The organism is Burkholderia sp. FERM BP-3421, assembly GCF_028657905.1.
Classification (GTDB): Bacteria; Pseudomonadota; Gammaproteobacteria; order Burkholderiales; family Burkholderiaceae; genus Burkholderia.
The window spans coordinates 1,200,744-1,223,188 of sequence record NZ_CP117781.1; the positions used below are offsets into that span (position 1 = coordinate 1,200,744).

The following is a 22,445-nucleotide window of genomic DNA, read 5'->3' on the forward strand; positions in this document are numbered from 1 at the left end:
CGCGTCGTTACATAAATCGACACAGTTGGCAGGTAAGTTGACATCATTGCCGCGAATTGATGTCTATCATTCAATAATTCCGCTTTTTGCGTCCTTCCGTGCCGGGTTCGCGCCCGGCATCGCGCCGTCGTCCCGCTCCTCCCCGCCGTTCCGGATGCCCGCCCGCCCAAGACCATGAACAGCAGCCACGCCCCTCGTCTTTCCCCGCTGCGCTACTGCAAGTGGCGCTGGCTGAACTTCCGCCGCTCGTGGACCGACATGCGGGCCGACCGGATCCCGAGCTGGTCGCGTCTGTACGTGCGGACCTACCTGCACCTGATCGGCGTGGTGCTGCTGACGACGCTGGTGCCGGTGCTCGCGCTGTGCGTCGTGCTGACGCCCCGCGTGGTGTGGCGTGCCTATGAGACGCTGCCGGGCGGCGCGCTGCTGATCTTCCTGTTCGTCGCGGTGACGCCGGCGCTGGCCGCGTACCGGTGGATGCGGCCCGTGTGGTCGGATCTCGTGATGGTGCGCGAGCGCGCGATCGATTTCAGCGGCGGGCGCTTCAACACCCGCGCGCGCGAGTCGCACAGCGTGATCATCGGGCCGCTCGCGCGCACGCTGAACGCGCTCGCGATGCGCATGGAGCGGCTGATCGCCGCGCAGCGCGACCTGACCAACGGCATTTCGCACGAGCTGCGCACGCCGCTCGCGCGGGTGCGCTTCGCGCTGGAGATCCTGCGCGAGCCGGGCTCGGCGCGGGACTACCAGAACGCGCTCGACAGCATCGCGCAGGACGTCACCGAGCTGGACGAGCTGATCGACATGAGCCTGACCTACGCGCGGCTCGAATACAGCTCGCTGCAGTCGAACCTGGAACAGACGGTCCTCGCCGCGTGGTTCGAGAACCAGGTCAACGACGCGGCGCTGCTGTACGCGAACATCGCCATCGAGTCGCGGATCGGCATCGCGCGCGAGCTGCGCGTGCGCATGGACAAGCGGCTGATGTCGTACGCGATGCGCAACCTGCTGCGCAATGCGAGCAAGTACGCGCAGTCGCGGATCGTCGTCGGCATCGAGATGCGCCACGGCAACATCGAGATCTATGTCGAGGACGACGGCCAGGGCGTGCCGGAAGCGCAACGCGACCGGATCTTCGAGGCCTTCGTGCGGCTCGATCGTCATACCGCGGGTTACGGGCTCGGGCTCGCGATCACGCGTCAGGTGCTGCATGCGCACAACGGGCGGATCGCGGTGGTCGACCCGCGCGTGCTGCCGGGCGCGCGCTTCGAGATCAGCTGGCCGGTGTGAGCGGCGGCGGGCAGCACCCGCCGCACGCCGCGCACCGCACGCGGCCTGTCGCGCCAGTCGTCAATACGTCCGGCCCAGCTGGAAGTACAGGTTGCGGCGGCCGGCCGGCGCGAGCGCGATCCCGATGTAGAGCGGCCCGAACGACGTCGTGAGGCTGGTGAAGAGCGTGTAGCTCTGCTTGAGCGCGCCGCCGCCCACTCGCGCGCCGCTCGACCAGACATTGCCGATCTCCGCGCTCGCGCCCAGATACAGCGCTTTGATCGGCGACGCGTTGAACGTCATCAGCTGATTCATATAGGTGACCTGCCCGTAGACGAGCGCGTCGCCGTTCAACTGGTCCGCCGCGTAGGCGGCCAGGTGCTGGAAGCCGCCCAGCGTGAAGTCGAAGCTGTTGAAGGCATTCTGGGTGCCGCCGCCGAAGGTCTTGCCGGCCTCGATGCCCGCACTGATGCTGTGGCGTCCGAACTGCTGGGCGATCATCGCTTTGCCGCGCACCTCGGTATAGGGCGTGTTGTCCGTATCCGAGCCGAAGAGATCGTAGGTCGTCGTGGTGCTGGTGGCGAGCGAACGCTCGACGCGAACCTCCGTGAAGTAGCCGCGACGCGGGAACAGATGATCGTCGAGCTGGTCGATCACGAGCCGCGCGCGCGCAGTCAGGGCCTGCGACGTAATGTTCGGATACGGGTTAAAGAAGATCAGGTCGCTGTCGTCGGTGGCGGCGTCGTACACGCCGATCGGCGCGACGAAATTCGGCGCGGCGGTGCCGTGTGCGTAGGCGAGCCCGACGCGGAAGTCGCCGAGACGCCCGATCGGCACGCCGAAGTCGATGCCGACCCGTTGCGTGCGCAGCCGGTACTGGTTGACCTTGACCTCGCCGCTGTCGTCGTAGAGGTTCGCGTAGCGGCGCTCTATTTCAGCATACGGCGCGACGTAGTAGCCGCCGCGTTCGGTCAGCGGCTGGCGCAGATCGACGTGGGCCGATTGCAGGTCGCTGCCGAGCGTTGTGTCGGCGCGGAATTCGAGCCCGGACTGAGTGAGCCACGGCCGCCGGTAGCCGACGTGCAGGCGGAACCCGCCGACGTCGCTGGAGCTGCTCGACACGCCCAGCCCGAACAGCAGGAAGTTCGGCCCCCAGTACTTCTCGCGCGCGTCGATCACGAGTTTGTGGCTGTCGCCGTCGTTGACCACCTGCTGCGAGACGCTCTCGAAATTGCCGCTCGTCGTCAGCGTGAGCAGGTCCTGGCTGACCGACTTCGCGTCGTAGATGTCGCCGGGGTGGATGTGCAGCGCGTCGGTGACGACCCGTTTCGGCACCGGACCGTTCATGCGGACGTCGATCGAGGTGATGCGCACCGGCTCCTGTGGCGGCAGCGTGTGCGCGGCCTCATAGGCCGCGTACTGCTCGGGCGTCAGCTGGTATTGCAGCAGCTTGGGCAGCGCGGCCGTGGCGGCCGCCGCGCCTGCCGAGATTGCCTGCGATGCGGTCTGGAAATCGGTGAAGCTCAGCGCGCCGAGCGCCGGCTGCAGCAGCACGTCGTCGGCGCCGAGCTGCGCGCGCTGGGCCGACACGTTCTGCCGGATCAGAATCCCGATCATCTGCTGCATCACGTCGGCGGGCGACGCGAGCGCGTCGAGCGGCCGCAGCTGCGAGCCGATGTCGACCGCGATCACGACCTTCGCGCCCATCGCGCGCGCCGTGTCCACCGGCAGGTTGCTGACGAGCCCGCCGTCGACCAGCGTGCGGCCGTCGATATCGGCGGGCGCGAACAGGCCGGGCAATGCCATGCTCGCGCGGATCGCGAGCGGCAGCGAGCCGTGGTCGAGCACGACCATCTGGCCGGTGCGCAGGTCGGTCGCGATCGCGCGGTACGGGATCGGCAGCTGGTCGAACGGCTGGTTGGCCGGCACGGCCGCCGTCCAGTTCGCGAGCAGCGCCTGCAGGCGGTTGCCCTGCACGAGCCCGGCCGGCGTCTTGACACCCTTCGTGCCGAAGCCGATCGTCAGCGCATCGGCATAGACCTGTTCGTCCTCGCGCTGCGACTGCGGGAGATCCGCGCGGTTGGTCACGTCGAATGCGATGTCCGCGAGGTTGATCTGCGACAGGCGCTTTTCCATCTCCGCCGCATGCATGCCGCTCGCATACAGGCCGCCGACCACGGCGCCCATGCTGGTCGCGGCGATGCAGTCGACCGGGATGCGGTTGTCCTCGAGCACCTTCAGCACCCCCAGGTGCGCATAGCCGCGCGCACCGCCGCCCGACAGCACGAGGCCGATCGGCGGCCGGTTCGCCGGGCCGCCGTCCGGGGAGCAGGAGACGTTCGTCGTCGGCACGGGGACCGCCGCGGCCGCGGGGGCGGGCATCGGAATCGGCACGGACGCCGGCTCGGACGCCGCGACGGGCGGCAGCGGCTGGGCGAGGGCAGGGAATGCTGTTGCGCAGCAGAACAGGACGGCGGCGAAGCGCTTGCCGGCGCGAGGATTCTGCCGACCGCGTGGGGCGTGCACCGTCATCGTTGTGGTTCGGGGGTGGTCGGACAACCGCGAGGCGGTCGGGAATTCGTGCAAAACCGCAAGGTTACCGTGTTTTGAGCCGGAAAGAACCAACAAAATCTCCGTGACAGACTGTGGACGGGGATGAGCGAACCGTCGCCAATATTTTGGGGAAAATATTCGAAATCACCTAAAGTATTGGTGCATGCTGCCGCTAAGCGCTTAACAGTCGCCGTCCGGCGCGAGAGACCGGTGTTACGACGACCCGGCGTCCCCCGCATAGACCTTCCACCGGTTCGTTCGTCCGTAGAGGCTTCATCATGTCGACCCCCCTTCTCGGAAGGCTGTTCGCGCACAACATCGCGGTAGACCTGGGCACCGCGAGTACGCTCATCTATGTCCACAATCGCGGCGTGGTGCTGAACCAGCCGTCCGTGGTGTGTTTCCGCAAGCCCGGCGGCGCGGTCGACAAGGCGCGCGTCGAGGCCGTCGGCGACCAGGCGAAGGCGCTGCTCGGCCGCTCGCCCGAGCATCTGCAGGCGGTGCGGCCGCTGCGCCACGGCGTGATCGCAAACTACAACGCGGCCGAGCAGATGATGCGTCAGTTCATCGACATGTCGCGCACGCGCGCGCTGTTCGGCCGGCGCGCGGAGTTCACGATCTGCGTGCCGTCGAACGCCACGGCGGTCGAGCGGCGCGCGATCCGCGAGGCGGCCGCGGCGGCGGGCGCCTCCAAGGTCACGCTGATCGGCGAATCGCTGGCGGCGGCGTTGGGCGCCGGGCTGCCGGTGACGGACGCGGTCGGGTCGATGGTGGTCGATATCGGCGGCGGCACGACCGAGGTCGCCGTGATCGCGCTCGGCGGCGTGGTTTACCAGGAAGCGATCCGGGTGGGCGGCGATCAGTTCGACGCGGCGATCGTCAATCATGTGCGCAACCTCTATGGCGTGCTGCTCGGCGAGCAAACGGCCGAGCACGTGAAGAAGATCATCGGCACGGCGAGCTACGGCGTGCCGCGCGAATCGATGCATGCCGTCGGGCGCAGCGTCGAGGACGGGCTGCCGCGCACCATTGAGCTGACCAACCACGACATCGCCGACGCGCTCGCGGCGCCGCTCAAGCAGGTGGTGGGCGCGGTCAAGGGGGCGCTCGAGAATGCGCCGCCGGAGCTGATCACCGATATCGCGCACCGGGGCGTGGTGCTGACGGGCGGCGGCGCGCTGCTCGCGAACCTCGGCAAGCGGCTGTACGACGAAACCGGGCTCCTGGTGCGCGTGGCCGACGAGCCGCTCAGCTGCGCGGTGCGCGGCGCGGGTCAGGCGATGGGGCGCCTGCAGACCGAGGCGGAGGCCTGACGGGCCGGCCCCGGCCGCCCGCCGGGGCGATGCGCCGCGCGGCGCTGATATCCGAGGCCCGTCGAGCGCGATCGAAATGATATGTTATATCATTTCGATTCGAGGCCAGCCGTTTGCCGCCGCGCCTCGCCACACGAGGGCCGTCCCCATGCAACAGCTTCCCGTCACCGTGCTGTCCGGCTTTCTCGGCGCGGGCAAGACCACGCTGCTCAATCACGTGCTGAACAATCGCGAAGGGCGGCGGGTCGCCGTGATCGTCAACGACATGTCGGAAGTCAACATCGATGCGCGTCTGATCCGCGACGGCGGCAGCGCGCTGTCGCAGGTCGACGAGCGGCTGGTCGAGATGAGCAACGGCTGCATCTGCTGCACGCTGCGCGAGGACCTGTTGGTCGAGATCGGGCGGCTCGCGCGCGAGCAGCGCTTCGATTACCTGCTGATCGAGTCGACCGGCATCTCCGAGCCCTTGCCGGTGGCGGAGACCTTCACGTTTCGCGACGAGGCGGGGCGCAGCCTGTCCGACGTCGCGCGGCTCGACACCCTGGTCACGGTCGTCGACGCGTTCCATTTCGCACGCGACTACGGCTCGCACGACTTCATCGCCGACCGCGGCGAATCGATGGGCGACGCGGATACGCGCAGGGTGGTCGACCTGCTGACCGAGCAGGTCGAGTTCTGCGACGTGATCGTGCTCAACAAGACCGACCTCGTGACGGCGGACGAGCTGGCGCGCCTGAAGGGCGTGCTGCGCGCGCTGAACGCGCGGGCGCGGATCGTCGAGAGCCGGTTCGGCGCGGTGCCGGTCGACGAGGTGCTCGACACCGGCCGCTTCGATTTCCAGGCGGCGGCGCTGGCGCCGGGCTGGTTGAAGGAAATGCGCGGCGAACATATTCCGGAGAGCGAACAATACGGCATCACGAGCTTCGTGTACCGCGCCCGGCGGCCGTTCCATCCGCGCCGGCTGCACGACTGGATCCAGCGCGAATGGCCGGGCGTGGTGCGCTCGAAGGGCTATTTCTGGATTGCGTCCCGGCCGGAGGCGGTCGGCGAATGGTCGCAGGCCGGGGCGATTTCCCGGCACGGGCGCGCCGGCAGCTGGTGGGCGGCCGTGCCGGAAGAGGCGTGGCCGCGCGATCCGGACGCGCTCGCGCAGATCCGCGGCCGCTGGGACGACCGGTTCGGCGATCGGCAGCAGGAACTGGTGCTGATCGGCACCGGGATGGACGAGGCGGCGCTGCGCGCGGCGTTCGACGCCTGCCTGCTCAGCGACGCGGAACTGGCGCTGCCGGAATCCGCGTGGCGCGGCGGCGACGATCCGTTTCCGGATTGGCGCCGTCCGGCCTGAGCGCGCGGCGCCCGCCCGCGCGGATGGGAGGTCGGTGACCTGGGGTTGGCGGGATCGAGGGATCGGGCTGCATGCCCGTCGGGGCGGGCGGCTCGGACCATCAAGATCAACGGCGTCTCGACGGCCCGGCGGCGACGCGCGAAGCGCCACCCACGCGGTTTGCCGCACTGCGTCACCCGGGCGTCGCTGCGCGCCGCCCGGGTTCTGCCCTATGCTGTGCGGACCGGGCGCGCAGGTCGCGCGCCGCCACCGGACAGGAGCCGCAATGCCCAGCAGTCCCGCCGCCGATTCTTCCTCCCCCGCCGCGCAGGCCGACCTCAAGCCGGCCGCGCCCTTGTTCATCGCGCCCGAGCCCGATACGCAGAAGCCGGTGCGCGGCAGCCAGTTCGTGCTGAAGTCCGGCGACGCGTTCGTGGTCTGTGACGCGCTCGGCGACATCGGCGGTCACGACGACGGCCTGTTCGTCGACGACATGCGGGTGCTGTCGCAGTGGCGGCTCACGTTCGGCGGCCGTGCGCCGTCGCTGCTGTCGGGCGCGACCAGCGCCGACAACGCCTCCTTCACCGCGCATCTGACCAATCGCCCGTTGCCGCCGCTGGGCGGGCACGAGACGCCGGAGGGCGTGATCCACATCGAGCGGATGCGGGTGCTGGAAGACAACGTGCTGTACGACGGGCTCACGCTGACCAACTACGGCACGAGCGACGCCGAGGTGCCGCTGTCGATCTCGTTCGGCGCGGATTTCAAGGACATGTTCGAGGTGCGCGGCACCGCGCGCGAGCGGCATGGCGCGATCGCGCCGCCGTGCGTCGACGCGGGCGCGGTGCGGCTGGGCTATGTCGGGCTCGACGAGGTCGAGCGCACGGTGCGGATCCGTTTCTCGCCGGAGCCGGACGCGCTCTCTCCCGACCGCGCCGACTACACGCTGCGCATCGCGGCGCAGGCTTGCGTGTCGATCTATCTGACGGTCGAGGCGCGGGTCGGCGCGGCGGGCGCGACGGCCGCCGCGCGGCCGGCCGAAACGGGCGGACGGCCGGCGCTGCGCAAGGCGCTGGTGCGGGTGCACCGCGCGATGCGCGAGCGGCGGCGCGCGATGGCGCGGGTGCGCACCAGCAATCCGCTGTTCAACGCATGGCTCGACCGCTCGCTCGCCGACCTCGGGCTGCTGACGACGCAGCTCGACACCGGCCCGTATCCGTACGCGGGCATTCCGTGGTTCTCGACGCCGTTCGGCCGCGACGCGGTGGTCACCTCGTTGCAGATGCTGTGGCTGCAGCCGTCGCTCGCGCGCGGGGTGCTGCGCTTTCTCGCCGCGCATCAGGCGCGCGAGACCTCGGCGTTCCACGACGCCGAGCCGGGCAAGATCATGCATGAGTTCCGCCGCAGCGAGATGGCGGCCACGGGCGAGGTGCCGTTCGCGCTGTACTACGGCGGCGTGGACACCACGCCGCTGTTCATCGTGCTCGCGGGCGCCTATCTGGAGCACACCGGCGACCACGCGCTGATCGACGAGCTCTGGCCCGCGCTCGAACGGGCCGCGCAGTGGGTGATGCGCGTGTGCGACCGCAATCCGCACGGGCTGCTCGATTACCAGCGCACCTCCGAACGCGGGCTCGCGAACCAGGGCTGGAAGGACAGCCACGATTCCGTGTTCCACGCCGACGGGCGCTTCCCGGACGGGCCGATCGCGCTGGTCGAGGTGCAGGCCTACGCCTGCGCCGCGTTCGACGCGATGGCCGGGTTCGCGCAGCGGCGCGGCCACACGGCCGACGCGGTGCGCTACACGCAGCGCGCGCGCACCTTGCGCGAGCAGGTCGAGACGCTGTTCTGGATGCCCGAGGCGGATTTCTACGGGATCGCGCTCGACGGGCACGGCGAGCTGTGCCGGGTGCTGGCGTCGAATGTGGGGCACCTGCTGGCGTTCGGCCTGCCGGAGCCGGCGCGCGGCGAGGCGGTCGCGCGCGTGCTCGGCTCGGCGCTGTTCCAGACCGGCTGGGGCGTGCGCACGCTCGCCGCCGGCCAGCCGCGCTTCAATCCGATGGCGTATCACAACGGCTCGGTGTGGCCGCACGACAATGCGCTCGCCGCGCGCGGCCTCGCGCGCTACGGCGACAAGCGCGCCGCGATCGATCTGCTGCGCGCGCTGTTCGAGGCGGCGGTGAGCTTCGACATGCGCCTGCCGGAGCTGTTCTGCGGCTTCCCGCGCCGGCGCGGCGAGCCGCCCACCGCGTATCCGGTCGCATGCCTGCCGCAGGCGTGGGCGGCCGGCGCGCCGTTCATGATGCTGCAGGCGTGCCTGGGCGTCAGCGTGGACGCGGCGCGCGGCGAGGTGCGGGTCGAGCGGCCGGCGCTGCCCGAAGGGGTCGACTGGCTGCAGCTCGACGGCCTGCGGGTCGGCGACGAGAGCGTGTCGCTGACCTTCCGGCGGGTCGACGGCAAGGTGGTGGCGTCCGCCGAAGGGCGCGCGCGCGTGGTCGCGGCGCTGTAGCTTGCGCCAGGCCGGCCCGCGTTTGCGACCCCGGGCCTAGAATGGCGGTATCGCGCAGCCTCGCGCCCACCCGAACCAGGAGACTTCACCATGTCGAACGACCCGCAGCCCGACCGCGATCCGGCGCGCCTCGAACAGCTCGAGGCCGCGGTCGATCATCTGCATGAATCGCTGGCGTCGCAGCGCATCGCGGCCGGCGCGGCGAAGGGCATCCTGTTCAGCCTGGTCGAGACGCTCGGCGCGCTGATCGGCGATCCCGACCTGCCCGAGCACGCGCGCTCCGGCTACGAGGCGCTGCGCGACAAGGCGAGCGAACTGAAGGCCACGCTCGACCGGCACTGAGCCGGCGCCGCCGTTGCCCCGCCCGAGGGCGCGGCGGCAATCCCGTTTGGATTCAATGCGTTGCCGCGCGCGTGCGCAGGATATCCACATGCTTGTTAACAAAAACTGTTGATAACCGGGGCCGCGCGCCCCGGAGCCTCCCCCGATGACACCTCCCCGCATTCTGGTCAGCGCGTGCCTGCTGGGCGCGCCGGTCCGCTACGACGGTTCCCCGAAGACGCTGCGCCATCCGCTGCTCGCGCAATGGCAGGCCGAGAACCGGCTCGTGCCGATCTGTCCGGAGTGGGCGGGCGGCATGCCGACGCCGCGCCCGCCCGCCGAGATCCAGCGCGCGGCCTCGGGCGACGCGGTGCTGGACGGCGTCGCGCGGGTCGTCGACCTGGCGCGTCACGACGTGACCGAGGCGTTCGTCGCCGGTGCGCGGGCGGCGCTCGCGCTGGCGCGTGAACACGGTTGCCGTCATGCGCTGCTGACCGATGCGAGCCCATCGTGCGGCAGCCGCGCGATCTACGACGGTTCGTTCAGCGGCCGTCGCCACGGCGGCGCGGGCGTAACGGCGGCGCTGCTCGCGCGGCACGGCATCGCGGTGTACGCGCAGCACGACATCGAGACGCTCGCCGCGCACTTGCAGCGCGACGCCGCCGGCTGAGCGGGCGCGGCCCGCGCCGTTCAGGCGGGGCGCGTGAGCAGGTACTCGGCGTCGACCTCGGCGGCGATCCGGAAACCGAGCCGTTCGTAGAGCCGCTGCGCGGGATTGCCCTTGAGCACCTTCAGCGAGACCGGCACGCGCTGCCGGTCCGCTTCGTCGAGCACGCGGCGCAGCACGCGCGCGCCGACGCCCTGCCGCTGATGCGCGGGCAGGATCTGAATCTGCATCACCACCCAACTGTCCGGCTCGCGGTACGCCTTCAGCAGGCCGGCCGGCGCGCCGTCGAGGCATACGATCTGCGCGTCGTCGAGCCGCGCGCGCACCCGCGCGGCGTGGCTCGCGGAGTCGGTCGGCTCGCCCGCGCGCAGCAGGTGCTCGGTCATGGTTGCCTCGCGCAGCGCGAGCAGGAACGGGAGATCGGCTTCGGTCGCCGGACGCAGCGTGACGGTGGCTTCGGGCATCGGAGAGGCGGGGCGCGTGCCCGGGCCGGGCGGGTTTCGGGAAAAGTGTGTCAGTTCAATGACTTGGCGGCCGCATGCGCAGGATATCCACATGGTTGCCAACAAAAACTGAGGATAACGTAGCGTGCCGGGACCAGACTGACAAGCGCAGTGGACGGCGGCGCAAAAAAATATCGGCGCGCATGTCGATTCGCGCCCGCGCCGCGCGTCGTAGGAGAGAACGCGCCGCCGCGCGGCGCGTTCGATTCGTGAACCGCTTACTTCCTCCCGTCAGGAGCCCTGCCATGTCCAGTTCCGTCAAACCCATCCCGGAAGGGATGCATACGCTGACCCCCCACCTGATCTGCGACGGCGCCGCCGACGCGATCGCGTTTTACGTGCGCGCGTTCGGCGCGGTCGAGCTGAGCCGGCTCGACGCGCCGCAAGGCGGCCGCTTGATGCATGCCTCGTTGCGGATCGGCAATTCGGTGCTGATGCTCGCCGACAGCATGGAGGGCTGCGGCGTGCGCGATCCGCATGCGCTCAAGGGTTCGCCGGTGTTCCTGCACCTGTACGTCGAGGATGTCGACCGGGTGTTCGCGCAGGCCGTGGAGGCGGGCGCGACCGTCACGATGCCCGTCACCGACATGTTCTGGGGCGACCGCTACGGCCAGCTGCGGGACCCGTTCGGCCACGCGTGGTCGGTCGCGACGCATCAGCGCGACCTGAGCGCCGACGAGATCCGGGCCGGGATGGCGCAGATGGCGGCGCGCTCGTGAACGGCCGCGACGCCGGCGCGACGGGCCTGACGCTGTACGCGCATCCGTTCTCGTCGTACTGCCAGAAGGTGCTGGTCGCTCTTTACGAGAACGGCACGCCGTTCACGCTTCGGCTGCTGTCGCAGGACGATCCGGACACGCTCGCGGCCTGGGCCGCGCTGTGGCCGCTCAAGCGCATGCCGGTGCTGGTCGACGGCGGCCGCACCGTCGTCGAGGCGACGATCATCATCGAACATCTCGGGCTCCACCATCCGGGGCCGGTGCGGCTCTTGCCCGACGCGCCGGCGGACGCGCTCGACGTGCGCGCGCTCGATCGTTTCCTCGACAACTACGTGTCGACGCCGCAGCAGAAGATCGTGTTCGACTGCCTGCGTCCGCCCGAGGCGCGCGACCCGCGCGGCGTCGCCGACGCGCGCGCGATGCTCGATACCGCGTACGCGTGGCTCGATGCGCGGATGGCGGATCGCGAATGGGCGGCGGGCGCGCGGTTCAGTCTCGCGGACTGCGGCGCCGCGCCGTTCCTGTTCTATGCTGATTGGACGCACCGGATCGATCCGTCGTTCGGGCATCTGCTCGCGTACCGGCGCCGCCTGCTCGCGCGGCCGTCGTTCGCGCGCGCGGTGGACGAGGCGCGTCCTTACCGGCCGTTGTTTCCGCTCGGCGCGCCCGAGCGCGATTGAGCGGTTTTCGAACCAGGAGACAGACATGACGCAACCCACAGCGATCGTGCCGGCCGTCGAGCTGGCGAGTCGCAATCCGATCAGGTTTCCGAATGAAAGCGCGGCCTACCGGCACGCGCGCAATGCGCTGCTGGCCGAGGAGATCGCCTTGCGCCGGCACATCGAGGCCGTCGCGGCGCAACGCCGCGCGCTGCCGCCGGGCGGCGCGGTGACGGGCGACTATCGTTTCGAGGGCGAACGCGGGCCGCTCGATTTCGCGGGGCTGTTCGGCGAGCGGACGACGCTCGTCGTCTACAGCTACATGTTCGGTCCGCAGCGCGAACGGCCCTGTCCGATGTGCACGTCGCTGCTCGGCGCATGGGCCGGCGAGGCGCGCGACATCGGGCAGCGCGTGGCGCTCGCGGTGGTCGCGCGCTCGCCGCTCGACCGGCTGGTCGCGGTCAAGGAGGCGCGCGGCTGGCGCGACCTGATGCTGTACACGGACCTGGACGGCAGCTACACGCGCGATTATCACGGGCTCGACGCGGACGGCGACGAGATGCCCGCGCTGAATGTCTTCACCCGGCGCGACGGCGAGATCCGTCATTTCTGGTCGGGCGAGATGGGATTCTGGACGGCCGATCCGGGCCAGGATCCGCGCGGCGCGCCCGACCCGATGCCCCTGTGGACCGTGCTCGACATGACGCCCGAAGGGCGCGGCGACGCCTGGTATCCGAAACTCGACTACCCGGATTGAGTGCGTGGCGCGCAGCCGTTGCCGCATTCGCGACGGTTCGGGGAAAAGCCCGCCGGATCAAGCGTTTGGGCCGCGCATGCGCAGGATATCCCCAGGCTTGCCAACAAAAATTGTGGACAACGCGGGCGGCCCGCATCGCGCCTTCGGCGGCGCGGCGCGTGCCGCCCGCTTGATCCGCGCATGAAAGACGAATCGCATCAATGAGTTAACCGGACGATGCGCAGGATATCCCCAGGCTTGCCAACATAAACTGTGGACAACGAAGGGCGGGCCGCCGCCGCACGCCGCGCGCGGCGGCGTTGCCGCGTGCGTGTCGCCGCGAGGAAAACCTTTTCTCGTCAATGTGTTGGCGTCGTCGTGCGCAGGATATCCCCAGTGTTGCCAACATAATCTGTGGAGAACTGAAGACCCTCGGCGGGCGGGAGAAGGGCGCGGTGCCGCGCATCTGACCCGGATCGAAACTCTCTTGCGCATCAAGGACTTGAGGCGGGAGTGCGCAGGATATGCACAAGCTTGCCAGCAAAAACTGTGGACAACGCGCGGTGGTGCGTTCGCGCGTCACGACGCAGCATGGCGCGGCGCGCCTGCCGCATGTGTGATCCCGCGGGAAAAACTGAATGACGTCAAAGGCTTGCATGGGTGATGCGCAGGATATCCCCAATGTTGCCAACATATTCTGTGGAAAAGCCGGCGCGCGAGCGATGAGCGCGAGTCAAGCGAGTCAAGCGAGTCAAGCGAGTCAAGCGAGTCAAGCGAGTCAAGCGAGTCAAGCGAGTCAAGCGAGTCAAGCGAGTCAAGCGAGTCAAGCGAGTCAAGCGAGTCAAGCGAGTCAAGCGAGTCAAGCGAGTCAAGCGAGTCAAGCGAGTCAAGCGAGTCAAGCGAGTCAAGCGAGTCAAGCGAGTCAAGCGAGTCAAGCGAGTTTCCGAATACTTAGTGCTACTTCCGATCAAGCATGCGGCTGCGTGCCGTTTTTCCGGCGGAAACCGCGCAAGCCCGACGGATCAACGTCTTGATGCGGGCGTGCGCGGGATCTCTCCAGGTCTGCCAATCTAAGGGGGCCGCGCCCGTGCTTTCAAACAGGCCGGCGCGTCTTGACCCGGCCCGCGCGGGCGCGAGTGATACCATGTCGCGCCAGTTTTCCCGCTCATCACGATGCCCGCCACTTTCGACGAACTCGCGTCCCTGATCCGGGCGCAATTTTCCGAGCTGAGCCCGCAATTCCAGGTGGGCGCGGCGTTTCTGCTCGATCATCCGGACGAAGTCGCCGTCTCGTCGATGCGCAAGGTCGCGCAGCGCGCGGGCGTGCAGCCCGCGTCGCTCGTGCGGCTCGCGCAGGTGCTCGGCTTTCCCGGCTGGAGCGCGCTGCGCGACCTGTTCGTCGCGCGCGTGCGCACCCGCCCCGCGCCGCTCACGCAGCGCGCACGCTCGCTCGTGCGCCCCAACGCGAAAGCCTCCCTCGCGCGCGACCTCACGGCCGCGCAGCAGCACAACCTCGCCGTGACCGCGGCGCAGAACGCGCAGGCGATCCTCGATGCGGCGAAACTGATCCGCAAGGCGCCGCACGTCCATGTCGCGGGTTTCCGCTCGTGCCACCCGGTAGCGTTCGGCTTCGTCTATGGCTATCGCCTGTTCCGGCCGACGGTGTCGCTGCTCACGGGCCTCGCGGGCTCGCTCGACATGGAGCTGCGCGGCATCGCGAAGGGCAGCGTCACGCTGGTCATCGCGTTCGCGCCTTACTCGGCGGAAGCCGGCCGCGTTGCGCAGGCGGCCCGCGAACAGGGCAGCCGAATCGTCGCGATCACGGACAGCGCGGTGTCGCCGATCGCGCTGCACGCGGACGCGCACCTGATCTTCACGCACGACAGCCCGTCGTTCTTCCCGTCGCTGGTGGCCGCGCACGCGCTGGCCGAGGCGCTCGTCGCGCAACTGCTCGCGCTCGAGGGCGACAGCGCGGTCGCCGCCCTTGAACGGGCGGAGGCGGCATTGCACGCGAAGGGCGCGTACGTATCCTGAGCCCCGGCGGCATTTCGCGCGCAAACGCTTGCGCGCCGAGATCGTATCGATTTTGGATCGCTTCTATTAAGGAAATTGCAATTTTTAATGGAAACGTTTCCATAATCCGGCGCGAAAAAATAAAGCGCCGTTAACAGGAGTCTGTAAACCTAATAACGGCGTTTTCCTGAATCTCTTTAGATCGGATAGTCAGTCCGAACGGATGCTCTAAGCTTCGCGGAAAGCCTCGCCAGGTATGTTCGGCAAGGGCAAGGCTCGTGAAAAATGCATCTGAAATACTTCTAAGAAGCCGATAAAAAACCACATTCTTTAAAAGAGTGGCTTGCTCGATATTAGATCGATTGCTAATCTCCCGGGGTGGCGAAATACCCGGGTCGAGAATCCGGGAAAAAGTCTATAAAAACCCATCCGAGAAGGCCATGACGACTTATCGTGATATCGATATCACCCACTTTCGCATCGGCGACGTAGTCACCCTCAAGACAGGCGGTCCGCGCATGACGGTCACGTATGCCGGCCCGGTGGTGTTCGACGATAACCACTGGCTGATCTGCCAATGGTTCGACGAGCGCGGAGAATGCCGGCAGGAGATGTTTCAGAACGAAACCGTGGTGCTGGAGCCGCGCGTCATGATCTCCGGCCTCGCGCGCCCGCGCTCGCGCGCCTTGTCGCGCGGCCCGTTGCAGGCCTGAGGCCGGCGCGACCACGTTTCACCACGGGCTGAAACATCCGGCGCGCGTCGCGGCCGATACTGGCCGCATGCATCCGACCGATCCTCTCGCCGCCGTCGTTCATCCCGACCCCTATCCGTACTATGCCGCGCTGACGGCCGGCCCGCCGCTCGTCCATCACCGCGACCTCGGCGTCTGGCTGGCGACCCGCGCGGCCAGCGTCACAGCCGTACTCGCCGAGCCGGCCTGCCGGGTGCGGCCCGCCTCGGAACCGGTGCCGCGCGCCTGCGCCGGCTTGCCGGCGGGCGACCTGTTCGCCCGGCTCGTACGGATGAACGACACCCCCGAGCGGCACGCCACCCCGAAACACGCGCTGCGGCAGGCGCTCGACGGATTTGACCCCGACAGGCTGGCGCGTCGCGCCGCCGTGCTCGCCGGGCGCGAGCGGCCCGATCCGCGCGACGGAGCGGCCCTCGACGCGTGGCTGTTCGCGACGCCCGTGACCGTGCTGGCGGACTGGCTGGGCTTTGCGCCGGACGACTGGCCGGCCGTGCGCGCGGCGTTGCACGCCTTCGTCGCGTGCCTGTCGCCGTTGTCGGACCCGAAACAACTGGCGTGCGCGAACGACGCGGCGCAGGCGCTGATGGCGCGGATGACGGCGCTTGTCGCGGCGACCGACGCCGGCGACGCCACGCTCGTCGCCGCCGTGCAGCGCGCCGCGCGCGCGACCGGCTGGCGTGATGCCGAGGCACGGGTCGCGAATCTGGTCGGCTTGCTGTCACAGACCTACGAGGCGACGGCGGGCCTGCTCGGCAACGCGCTGATTGCGTGGCTGACCCGGCCGGGCCTCGCGGCGGCCCTGGACGGGCGGCCCGGCGCGGACGTCGCGGCGCTGGTCGCCGAGACCGCGCGCCACGATCCGCCGGTGCAGAACACGCGCCGCTACGTCGCGGCGCGCACGCAGGTGGCCGGGGTGACGCTCGAGGCGGGCAGCACGGTGCTGGTGCTGCTGGCCGCCGCGAACCGCGACCCGCGCGCCAACCCGGCCCCCGAGCGTTTCCTGTTGGCGCGCCCCGCGCGCGTCACCTTCGGCTTCGGCGCGGGGCTGCATCGTTGTCCGGGGGAGCGGATCGCATACGCGATCGCGGCCGCGGCGCTCGGCGAGCTGGTGAAGGACTGGGGGCGGCCGCCGCGCGGCCTGCCGGCGTGGCGCTACCGCGCGTCCGCGAATGCGCGGCTGCCGCGCTTCGCGGCGCCGGCTTGAGCGGAACGGGGTGGGATCAGTGGCTGCCGGGCTTGTGCGCCCAGCGTTCCTGGGCGGTGGCGCGCCGCTGGACGCGCTCGACGAGGCCCGTCGAGAAGGTGCGCATGCTCAGGCTGCGGCGCTTGAGCACCACTTCGTTCGCGAGGTCCGCGGCCGGATTGGGCTGGAACGACCAGTAGAGCGTCATGGCCCAGCCCACCACGGTCCAGCCGAACAGCGCGTTGAACAGGGCGATCGTGAGCTTGTCGTGTCGCGCGCGCCGGTCGGCGATGATCGCCGGCAGGAAATAGAGCGCGATCGCGACGACGGCGCCGGCAATCTGGATCAGGATTTCCATCTGCATGGTGCTTCTCCATCCGTGCTGCAATGCGACAAAAACGGCGCATGCGGTGAGACGGATTGTCGCGCTTTTCCGGATGTCGTGCAGGCAACGGATTGTTGCGGAAAATGTCGCCGGTTACATGTGCCCGGCGCGCTTCAGCCGGCCGCGCCCGCGTCGGGCAGTTCGGCCGTGGCGAGCGTGAAACCTTCGTCCAGCCAGCCGGTGACGCCGCCGATCATGAGTTTGACCGGCCGGCCGAGACGCGCGAGGCGCACGGCGGCGCGCGCCGCGCCGTTGCAATGCGGGCCCGCGCAATAGACCACGAACAGCGTGTCGGGCGGGACGTCCGCGAGCCGCGCCGCGACGATCTTGCGCTGCGGCATCGAGCGCGCGCCGGGTACGTGGCCGGCCGCATACCTCTCGGGGCTGCGCACGTCGAGCAGCACGAAATCGGCGGCGCCGTTCGCGAACGCATCGTGCACGTCCCAGCAATCGGTCTCGTAGCGCAGCGACGCTTCGAAGTGGGCGAGCGCGGCGGCGCTGTCGGCGGCGGCAAGGTCGGTGACGTAGGACATCGGGCAGGGCTCCGTGAACGATGACGAGCCTTCAGTATCGGTTCGGCGCGCCGCGACCGATACTGGCGCGATCGACAAGTTCCGGTAACATCGCGCCATGACTGCCCATCTCGTCGCCGCGCTCGCCTACGACCGGCTCTGCACCTTCGAATTCGGCTGCGTGGTCGAACTGTTCGCGCTGCCGCGCCCCGAGCTGGAGGTCGACTGGTACCGCTTCGCGGTCTGCGCGGCCGAGTCGGGGCCGATCCGCGCGGCGGGCGGCATCACGGTCGCCGTGCCGTACCGGCTCGCGATGCTGGACCGCGCGGACACGATCGTGATCCCCGGCTGGCGCGATCCCGACGAAATACCGCCCGAGCCGCTGCTGCGCAAGCTGCGCGCCGCGCATCGGCGCGGCGCGCGCCTGTGCTCGATCTGCTCCGGCGTGTTCGTGCTCGCGGCGGCGGGCGTGCTCGACGGCCTCACGGTCACGACCCACTGGCGCTACGCGGCGCGCCTGCAGGCGCGCTACCCGGCGCTGCGCGTCGATCCCGACGCGCTCTACGTCGACGCCGGCACGATCGTCACGGCGGCGGGTTCGGCGGCGGGGCTCGACATGCTGCTGCATCTGGTGCGCCGCGATCACGGCAGCGCGATCGCGAACCGCGTCGCGCAGCGGCTCGTGCTGCCGCCGCATCGCGACGGCGGGCAGGCGCAATTCGTGCCGCGTCCGGTGCGGCCGGAAGGGCAGGACCGGCTCGCGAAGCTGATCGACTGGATGCGCGCGCGGGCGGCCGAGCCGCATACGCTCGCGTCGCTCGCCGCGCGGGCGGCGATGAGCCCGCGCACGCTGCAGCGGCAGTTCCGCGAGGCGACGGGCGTCGGGCCCTACGAATGGCTGATCCGCGAGCGCGTCGGGCTCGCGAAGGAATGGCTGGAGGCGGATGCCGCGCTGCCGCTCGCGCAGGTGGCCGCGCGCGCGGGCTTCGGCTCGGAGGAATCCTTGCGCCGGCATTTCCGGCGCGTCGCGGCGACGAGCCCCGCCGCCTACCGGCGGGGCTTCGAGCCGCGCTGACGCGGCGCGCCCGTCAGCGCGCGGTCGGCGGCACGCCCGACTTGATGCAGGCGATCCGGTACACGCCGTCCTCGACCTCGACGCCGTGCGTGTCGTGCGTGAAGCCCGGGAAGCGCAGGTCGTACTGTTCGAGCGCCTTCAGGTAGCCGAGCAGCGGGCCGTCGGCCGGGCCGGCGTTCTCGCCGGGCATCAGGAGCGGAATGCCGGGCGGATAGGGCACCACGCCCGTGGCCACCGTGCGCCCCGCCATCTCCGCCAGCTCCAGCATCTCGATCTCGTTGTGCACCAGGTGCTCGTACGCCTCGGCCGGGCTGAAGTCGGGCTTCGGCAGCGTCGAGAAGCCGCGCGACATCATCTCGGTCGTCTTCAGGTCGCTCATCGCGTTGAACATCAGGTCGCACAGGTCGCGCAGCCCGAGCTTCGCGTAACGCGCCGGATAGCGCGCGACGAGTTCCGGCAGCGCCTGTTCGAGCGAGGTGTTGGCATCATAGTCGCGCTTGAAGTCGAGCAGCGTGTTGACGAGCGTGCCCCACTTGCCCTTGGTCACGCCGATCGAGAACAGGAACAGGATCGTGAAGTCGGTGGTCTTCTCGACCACGATGCCGTGCCGGTCGAGGTAGGCCGTCACCACCGTCGCGGGGATCCCGACCGGCATCAGGCCGCCGCCCGGTGCGATGCCCGGCGTGACGATCGACACCTTGATCGGATCGAGCATGCAATAGTCGTCCTCGAGATCGCCGAAGCCGTGCCATGCGTCGTTCGGATGCAGCACCCAGCACGACGGCTCGGTGACCAGCAGTGCTTCGTCGGCCTCATGGAACGGCAGGCGGCGGCCGGTCTTGCGGTCCACCACGGTGTCCGGCTGCCAGCCGTCGAAGAACCAGTCGCTCTTCTCCTCGAATTCCGCATGCAGCCGCCCGAGCATCTGGCGGAACGTCACCGCCTCGCGGATCGCGTCGGTGGTCAGCGCGACGCCGCCGGGGCCGTCCATCATCGCCGCGCTGACATCGTTCGAGGCGATGATCGCGTACTGCGGCGAGGTCGACGCATGCATCATGAACGCTTCGTTGAAGCGCGCATGCTCGATCGGGTTGCGGCCGTCGCGCACGTGGATGAACGAGGCCTGCGACAGCGCGGCGAGCAGCTTGTGGGTCGACTGCGTCGCGAACACGGTCGGCTTGCTCGCGTCGTGGCGCGCGGGGTCGCCGTGCATCGCGTGGCGGTCGCGGTATAGCGGGTTGAAGCGCGCGTAGCCGTACCAGGCTTCGTCGAAATGCAGGCGGTCGACGCTCTGGCCGAGCAGATCCTCAAGGCGCGCGACGTTGTAGCAGAGGCCGTCGTAGGTCGAGTTCGTGACCAGCGCGTGCACGGGCGTCGGGTTGACGCCGTCGCGGCCGCGCACGAGCGGGTTGGCGTCGATCGCGAGCCGCACCGCGGCGGCCGTGAGCCGTTCGGGCCGGATCGGCCCGATGATCCCGTAGTGGTTGCGCGACGGCACCAGGTAGGTCGGGATCGCGCCCGACATCGTCATCGCGTGCTCGGCGGACTTGTGGCAGTTGCGGTCGCACAGCGCGACCTGGTTGCGCGTCACGCTCGCCATCAGGATCACGCGGTTCGAGGTCGAGGAGCCGTTCGTCACGTGGTACGAGCGGTGCGCGCCGAACACGCGCGCCGCGTAGCGCTCGCTCTCGCCGATCGGGCCGGAGTGGTCGAGCAGCGAGCCCAGCTCGCCGACCGAGATCGACAGGTCCGAGCGGAACAGCGGCTCGCCGAAGAACTCGAAGAACGCGCGGCCGACCGTCGACTTGAGGAACGCGGTGCCGCCGGTGTGGCCGGGCGTGTGCCACGAGTACTCGTAGACGCGCGAGAAGCGCGCGAGCGCGCCGAACATCGGCGGCAGCACGGTCTCGCGATAGCGTTCGATCGCGGCGACGATCCGGCCGCCGATGAACGCGGTCGTGTCTTCGAGCATCCAGATGAAGTCGTCGGCCTGGCGCATCGTGTCGACCGGCACGGCGGCCGCGCTCGCGCGGCTCGCGAGCAGGAACACCGGCACCGTCGCGCTGCGCGCGCGCAGCGCCTCCAGCACCGAGCGCGCCTGTTCGTGGCTCGGATCGCCGCCCAGCTCCCAACTGAGCAGCAGGCACTGGATCGCCGGATCGGCCTGCACGACCGCGCGCGCATCGTCGGCGGAGGTCGCGATCACCACGTCGACGAGCCGCTCGCGCAGCTCCTCGGCCAGTGCGCTGGCGGCGCGGCCGGTCGCGGTGCGCGCGTCGACGTCGTGCTGCACCAGCAGCGCCTTCATGCCGAGGCGACGGAACGCCTGTTGAGTCAAGGAAGTCATGTCATTTCCCCTGTTGCTGGGTTGCGGTGACGCCCGCGCCGGCGGCCGGCGAGCGGGCATGAAGATTGAAGGCCTCGTGACGGCCCACGGAGATCCAGAAGGTGGCGACGAGCGCGACGATCGTGACGCCGAGCGCGAGGTAGCGGACCCAGTGCGGCGAACGGCCGCCCGGATGCACGTGGGTTTCCTCGATCTCGCGCTGGCGGTTGATCGACAGCTCGTAGAACACGATCGTCGCGACCACGAAGATCAGCGACCAGCGCGTCTGCTGGCCGTCCGAGCCGACCATCGCCCACAGCGCGTAGACCGCGCCGATCAGGCCGACGATCGTGTAGAAGCTGAACTGGCGCGACGGCATCTTGCCGTAGCCGAGCACCTTGATCGCGATGCACGAATAGATGTAGGGCAGCAGCGTCATGATCACGGCGATCGACGCGATCTTGCCGAACTGCTGGCTCGCGGTCGGCGACATCGTCGCGAGCACCTGCACCGACATGATGACGGCGACGATCGCGAGCCCGGCGGACGGCACGTTCTTCGAGTTGACGCGCGCGAACACGCTGCCGAACAGGCCGTCGTCGGCGGCGGCCTTGGCGGTCTGGCCGACCAGCAGGGTCCAGCCCGCGAGCGAGCCGAGGCAGCCGAGCGCCGCGCAGATCGCGACCGCGTTCGCGGCGGTGCTGCCGAGCGCGAGACGCGCGGCGTCCGCGAACGGCGCGCTCGACGCGAGCAGGGCCTGGTTCGGGATCATGCCCATGATCACGGTCGAGCTGAGCACGTAGCAGACCGCGGCGAGCACCACGCCGCCGACGGTCGCGATCGGCACGTTGCGCGAGGGGTTCTCGACCACGCCGGCCGACACCGACGCGCTTTCGACGCCGATGAACGCCCACAGCGTGAAGTTCAGGGTCGCGCCGATCGCGCCGATGCTGTCCTGCCCGGACACGTTCCAGCCCGCGAGATAGACGTCCTTGCTGAACCAGAACCAGCCGAACACGGCCATCCCGAGGATCGGGACGAGCGCGAAGATCGTGGTGACCGACTGCACGCGGCCGACCACCTTCGGCCCGAGGATGTTCGCGTAGGTGAACAGCCAGATCACGAAGATCTGCGCGAGCGCGAACACGAGCGGCTCCTTGAGCATCGGGAAGAAATGCGTGAGGTAGCCGAGCCCGGCGACCGCGAGGCCCACGTTGCCGAGCACGTTCGCGAGCCAGTAGATGAGGTTGGTCTGGTAGCCCATGTACGGGCCGAAGGCCTTGCGCGCATACGCATAGGGGCCGCCCGCGACCGGGTCGATCGCGGCCAGCTTGGCGAACACCAGCGCGAGCGAGACCGCGCCGACCACCGTGACGAGCCACCCGAACAGCGCGATGCCGCCTGTCGCGGCGAGGTTCGCGGGCAGCATGAAGACGCCGGAGCCCATCATGTTGCCCGCCACCATCAACGTGGCGGGAACGACCCCGATCTTCGGGGCGGACGCGGTGGACGACGCGGACACGGCGGTTGAACGGGCATCTGACATGCGAGCCTCCAGTGAGTTGGGTGGAGCGGACGACCTTCGCGCGCGGCGTGTGGCGGGTTGCGATGCATCGTCCGGAATTT

19 protein-coding genes are annotated in these 22,445 nt (G+C 69.4%); 13 read left to right on the plus strand and 6 right to left on the minus strand.

Going from position 1 to position 22,445, the window contains the following annotated elements; all coding sequences use genetic code 11:
• Window positions 1-174: 174 nt before the first annotated feature.
• Window positions 175-1,290 carry an ATP-binding protein gene (locus Bsp3421_RS08295; RefSeq protein WP_273997943.1) on the plus strand — a complete coding sequence of 372 codons (1,116 nt, stop codon included), beginning with the start codon at window positions 175-177 and terminating at the stop codon, window positions 1,288-1,290.
• A gap of 60 nt (window positions 1,291-1,350) precedes the next feature.
• Here the strand turns inward: Bsp3421_RS08295 and Bsp3421_RS08300 are convergent, their stop codons facing one another.
• Window positions 1,351-3,801, minus strand: coding sequence for a patatin-like phospholipase family protein (locus tag Bsp3421_RS08300; RefSeq protein ID WP_443111483.1), 2,451 nt, complete (start codon window positions 3,799-3,801; stop codon window positions 1,351-1,353).
• A 299-nt stretch (window positions 3,802-4,100) separates the two neighbouring features.
• Between Bsp3421_RS08300 and Bsp3421_RS08305 the strand changes: the two genes are divergently transcribed.
• From Bsp3421_RS08305 to Bsp3421_RS08325, 5 genes are all read left to right on the plus strand, one after another.
• Window positions 4,101-5,135, plus strand: a complete 1,035-nt coding sequence (locus Bsp3421_RS08305) for a rod shape-determining protein (protein ID WP_273997944.1) — start codon at window positions 4,101-4,103, stop codon at window positions 5,133-5,135.
• A 148-nt stretch (window positions 5,136-5,283) separates the two neighbouring features.
• Window positions 5,284-6,480 carry a zinc metallochaperone GTPase ZigA gene (gene zigA / locus Bsp3421_RS08310; protein WP_273997945.1) on the plus strand — a complete coding sequence of 399 codons (1,197 nt, stop codon included), beginning with the start codon at window positions 5,284-5,286 and terminating at the stop codon, window positions 6,478-6,480.
• Between the two features lie 265 nt (window positions 6,481-6,745).
• Entirely contained in the window at window positions 6,746-8,968 is a 2,223-nt protein-coding gene (locus Bsp3421_RS08315) for an amylo-alpha-1,6-glucosidase (protein ID WP_273997947.1), read from the plus strand.
• Window positions 8,969-9,058: 90 nt separating this feature from the next.
• The gene (locus Bsp3421_RS08320; protein WP_273997948.1) at window positions 9,059-9,310 is read left to right on the plus strand and encodes a hypothetical protein; all 252 of its coding nucleotides are present in this window, start codon (window positions 9,059-9,061) and stop codon (window positions 9,308-9,310) included.
• A gap of 145 nt (window positions 9,311-9,455) precedes the next feature.
• The gene (locus Bsp3421_RS08325) at window positions 9,456-9,959 is read left to right on the plus strand and encodes a DUF523 domain-containing protein (RefSeq protein WP_273997950.1); all 504 of its coding nucleotides are present in this window, start codon (window positions 9,456-9,458) and stop codon (window positions 9,957-9,959) included.
• Window positions 9,960-9,979: 20 nt separating this feature from the next.
• Here the strand turns inward: Bsp3421_RS08325 and Bsp3421_RS08330 are convergent, their stop codons facing one another.
• Window positions 9,980-10,420 (minus strand): GNAT family N-acetyltransferase, encoded by a 441-nt coding sequence (locus Bsp3421_RS08330; protein ID WP_273997951.1) that lies wholly within the window; start codon window positions 10,418-10,420, stop codon window positions 9,980-9,982.
• Between the two features lie 284 nt (window positions 10,421-10,704).
• Between Bsp3421_RS08330 and Bsp3421_RS08335 the strand changes: the two genes are divergently transcribed.
• The 6 genes from Bsp3421_RS08335 (at window position 10,705) to Bsp3421_RS08360 (ending at window position 16,542) form a co-directional block, all read left to right on the plus strand.
• A complete protein-coding gene (locus Bsp3421_RS08335) occupies window positions 10,705-11,178 on the plus strand; it encodes a VOC family protein (RefSeq protein ID WP_273997953.1) in 474 nt (157 codons plus the stop codon).
• Complete coding sequence (locus Bsp3421_RS08340) at window positions 11,175-11,858, plus strand: glutathione S-transferase family protein (protein ID WP_273997954.1); 684 nt, start codon at window positions 11,175-11,177, stop codon at window positions 11,856-11,858. Before Bsp3421_RS08335 ends, Bsp3421_RS08340 begins: the two co-directional genes overlap by 4 nt.
• Before the next feature lie 25 nt (window positions 11,859-11,883).
• Window positions 11,884-12,594 (plus strand): DUF899 family protein, encoded by a 711-nt coding sequence (locus Bsp3421_RS08345; RefSeq protein WP_273997957.1) that lies wholly within the window; start codon window positions 11,884-11,886, stop codon window positions 12,592-12,594.
• A 1,152-nt stretch (window positions 12,595-13,746) separates the two neighbouring features.
• On the plus strand, window positions 13,747-14,607 hold the full coding sequence (locus Bsp3421_RS08350; protein WP_273997958.1) for a MurR/RpiR family transcriptional regulator: 861 nt from the start codon (window positions 13,747-13,749) through the stop codon (window positions 14,605-14,607).
• A gap of 419 nt (window positions 14,608-15,026) precedes the next feature.
• Window positions 15,027-15,299, plus strand: a complete 273-nt coding sequence (locus tag Bsp3421_RS08355; RefSeq protein WP_273997960.1) for a YodC family protein — start codon at window positions 15,027-15,029, stop codon at window positions 15,297-15,299.
• A gap of 67 nt (window positions 15,300-15,366) precedes the next feature.
• Window positions 15,367-16,542, plus strand: a complete 1,176-nt coding sequence (locus Bsp3421_RS08360) for a cytochrome P450 (protein WP_273997961.1) — start codon at window positions 15,367-15,369, stop codon at window positions 16,540-16,542.
• Window positions 16,543-16,558: 16 nt separating this feature from the next.
• On the opposite strand, the gene Bsp3421_RS08365 is transcribed toward Bsp3421_RS08360, so the two are convergent.
• Both Bsp3421_RS08365 and Bsp3421_RS08370 read right to left on the minus strand, forming a co-directional pair.
• Window positions 16,559-16,885: a superinfection immunity protein gene (locus tag Bsp3421_RS08365; RefSeq protein WP_273997962.1), complete on the minus strand. Its 327-nt coding sequence runs from the start codon at window positions 16,883-16,885 to the stop codon at window positions 16,559-16,561.
• Window positions 16,886-17,019: 134 nt separating this feature from the next.
• The gene (locus tag Bsp3421_RS08370) at window positions 17,020-17,439 is read right to left on the minus strand and encodes a rhodanese-like domain-containing protein (protein ID WP_273997963.1); all 420 of its coding nucleotides are present in this window, start codon (window positions 17,437-17,439) and stop codon (window positions 17,020-17,022) included.
• Window positions 17,440-17,536: 97 nt separating this feature from the next.
• Here Bsp3421_RS08370 and ftrA point away from each other — a divergent pair, with 97 nt between their 5' ends.
• Entirely contained in the window at window positions 17,537-18,493 is a 957-nt protein-coding gene (gene ftrA / locus Bsp3421_RS08375) for a transcriptional regulator FtrA (RefSeq protein WP_273997964.1), read from the plus strand.
• A 13-nt stretch (window positions 18,494-18,506) separates the two neighbouring features.
• Here the strand turns inward: ftrA and Bsp3421_RS08380 are convergent, their stop codons facing one another.
• Window positions 18,507-20,840 carry an Orn/Lys/Arg decarboxylase N-terminal domain-containing protein gene (locus tag Bsp3421_RS08380; RefSeq protein ID WP_273997966.1) on the minus strand — a complete coding sequence of 778 codons (2,334 nt, stop codon included), beginning with the start codon at window positions 20,838-20,840 and terminating at the stop codon, window positions 18,507-18,509.
• A 1-nt stretch (window position 20,841) separates the two neighbouring features.
• Window positions 20,842-22,365, minus strand: a complete 1,524-nt coding sequence (gene adiC, locus Bsp3421_RS08385; protein WP_273997967.1) for an arginine/agmatine antiporter — start codon at window positions 22,363-22,365, stop codon at window positions 20,842-20,844.
• Window positions 22,366-22,445 lie beyond the last annotated feature (80 nt).

Coding starts and splice junctions, on each gene's coding strand:
- Bsp3421_RS08315 (WP_273997947.1), top strand. CDS start 6,746: ATGCCCAGCAGTCCCGCCGCCGATTCTTCCTCCCCCGCCGCGCAGGCC.
- ftrA (WP_273997964.1), top strand. CDS start 17,537: ATGACTGCCCATCTCGTCGCCGCGCTCGCCTACGACCGGCTCTGCACC.
- adiC (WP_273997967.1), bottom strand. CDS start 22,365: ATGTCAGATGCCCGTTCAACCGCCGTGTCCGCGTCGTCCACCGCGTCC.
- Bsp3421_RS08325 (WP_273997950.1), top strand. CDS start 9,456: ATGACACCTCCCCGCATTCTGGTCAGCGCGTGCCTGCTGGGCGCGCCG.
- Bsp3421_RS08305 (WP_273997944.1), top strand. CDS start 4,101: ATGTCGACCCCCCTTCTCGGAAGGCTGTTCGCGCACAACATCGCGGTA.
- Bsp3421_RS08365 (WP_273997962.1), bottom strand. CDS start 16,885: ATGCAGATGGAAATCCTGATCCAGATTGCCGGCGCCGTCGTCGCGATC.
- Bsp3421_RS08355 (WP_273997960.1), top strand. CDS start 15,027: ATGACGACTTATCGTGATATCGATATCACCCACTTTCGCATCGGCGAC.
- Bsp3421_RS08295 (WP_273997943.1), top strand. CDS start 175: ATGAACAGCAGCCACGCCCCTCGTCTTTCCCCGCTGCGCTACTGCAAG.
- Bsp3421_RS08320 (WP_273997948.1), top strand. CDS start 9,059: ATGTCGAACGACCCGCAGCCCGACCGCGATCCGGCGCGCCTCGAACAG.
- Bsp3421_RS08350 (WP_273997958.1), top strand. CDS start 13,747: ATGCCCGCCACTTTCGACGAACTCGCGTCCCTGATCCGGGCGCAATTT.
- Bsp3421_RS08370 (WP_273997963.1), bottom strand. CDS start 17,439: ATGTCCTACGTCACCGACCTTGCCGCCGCCGACAGCGCCGCCGCGCTC.
- Bsp3421_RS08300 (WP_443111483.1), bottom strand. CDS start 3,801: ATGACGGTGCACGCCCCACGCGGTCGGCAGAATCCTCGCGCCGGCAAG.
- Bsp3421_RS08345 (WP_273997957.1), top strand. CDS start 11,884: ATGACGCAACCCACAGCGATCGTGCCGGCCGTCGAGCTGGCGAGTCGC.
- Bsp3421_RS08330 (WP_273997951.1), bottom strand. CDS start 10,420: ATGCCCGAAGCCACCGTCACGCTGCGTCCGGCGACCGAAGCCGATCTC.
- Bsp3421_RS08380 (WP_273997966.1), bottom strand. CDS start 20,840: ATGACTTCCTTGACTCAACAGGCGTTCCGTCGCCTCGGCATGAAGGCG.
- Bsp3421_RS08360 (WP_273997961.1), top strand. CDS start 15,367: ATGCATCCGACCGATCCTCTCGCCGCCGTCGTTCATCCCGACCCCTAT.
- zigA (WP_273997945.1), top strand. CDS start 5,284: ATGCAACAGCTTCCCGTCACCGTGCTGTCCGGCTTTCTCGGCGCGGGC.
- Bsp3421_RS08335 (WP_273997953.1), top strand. CDS start 10,705: ATGTCCAGTTCCGTCAAACCCATCCCGGAAGGGATGCATACGCTGACC.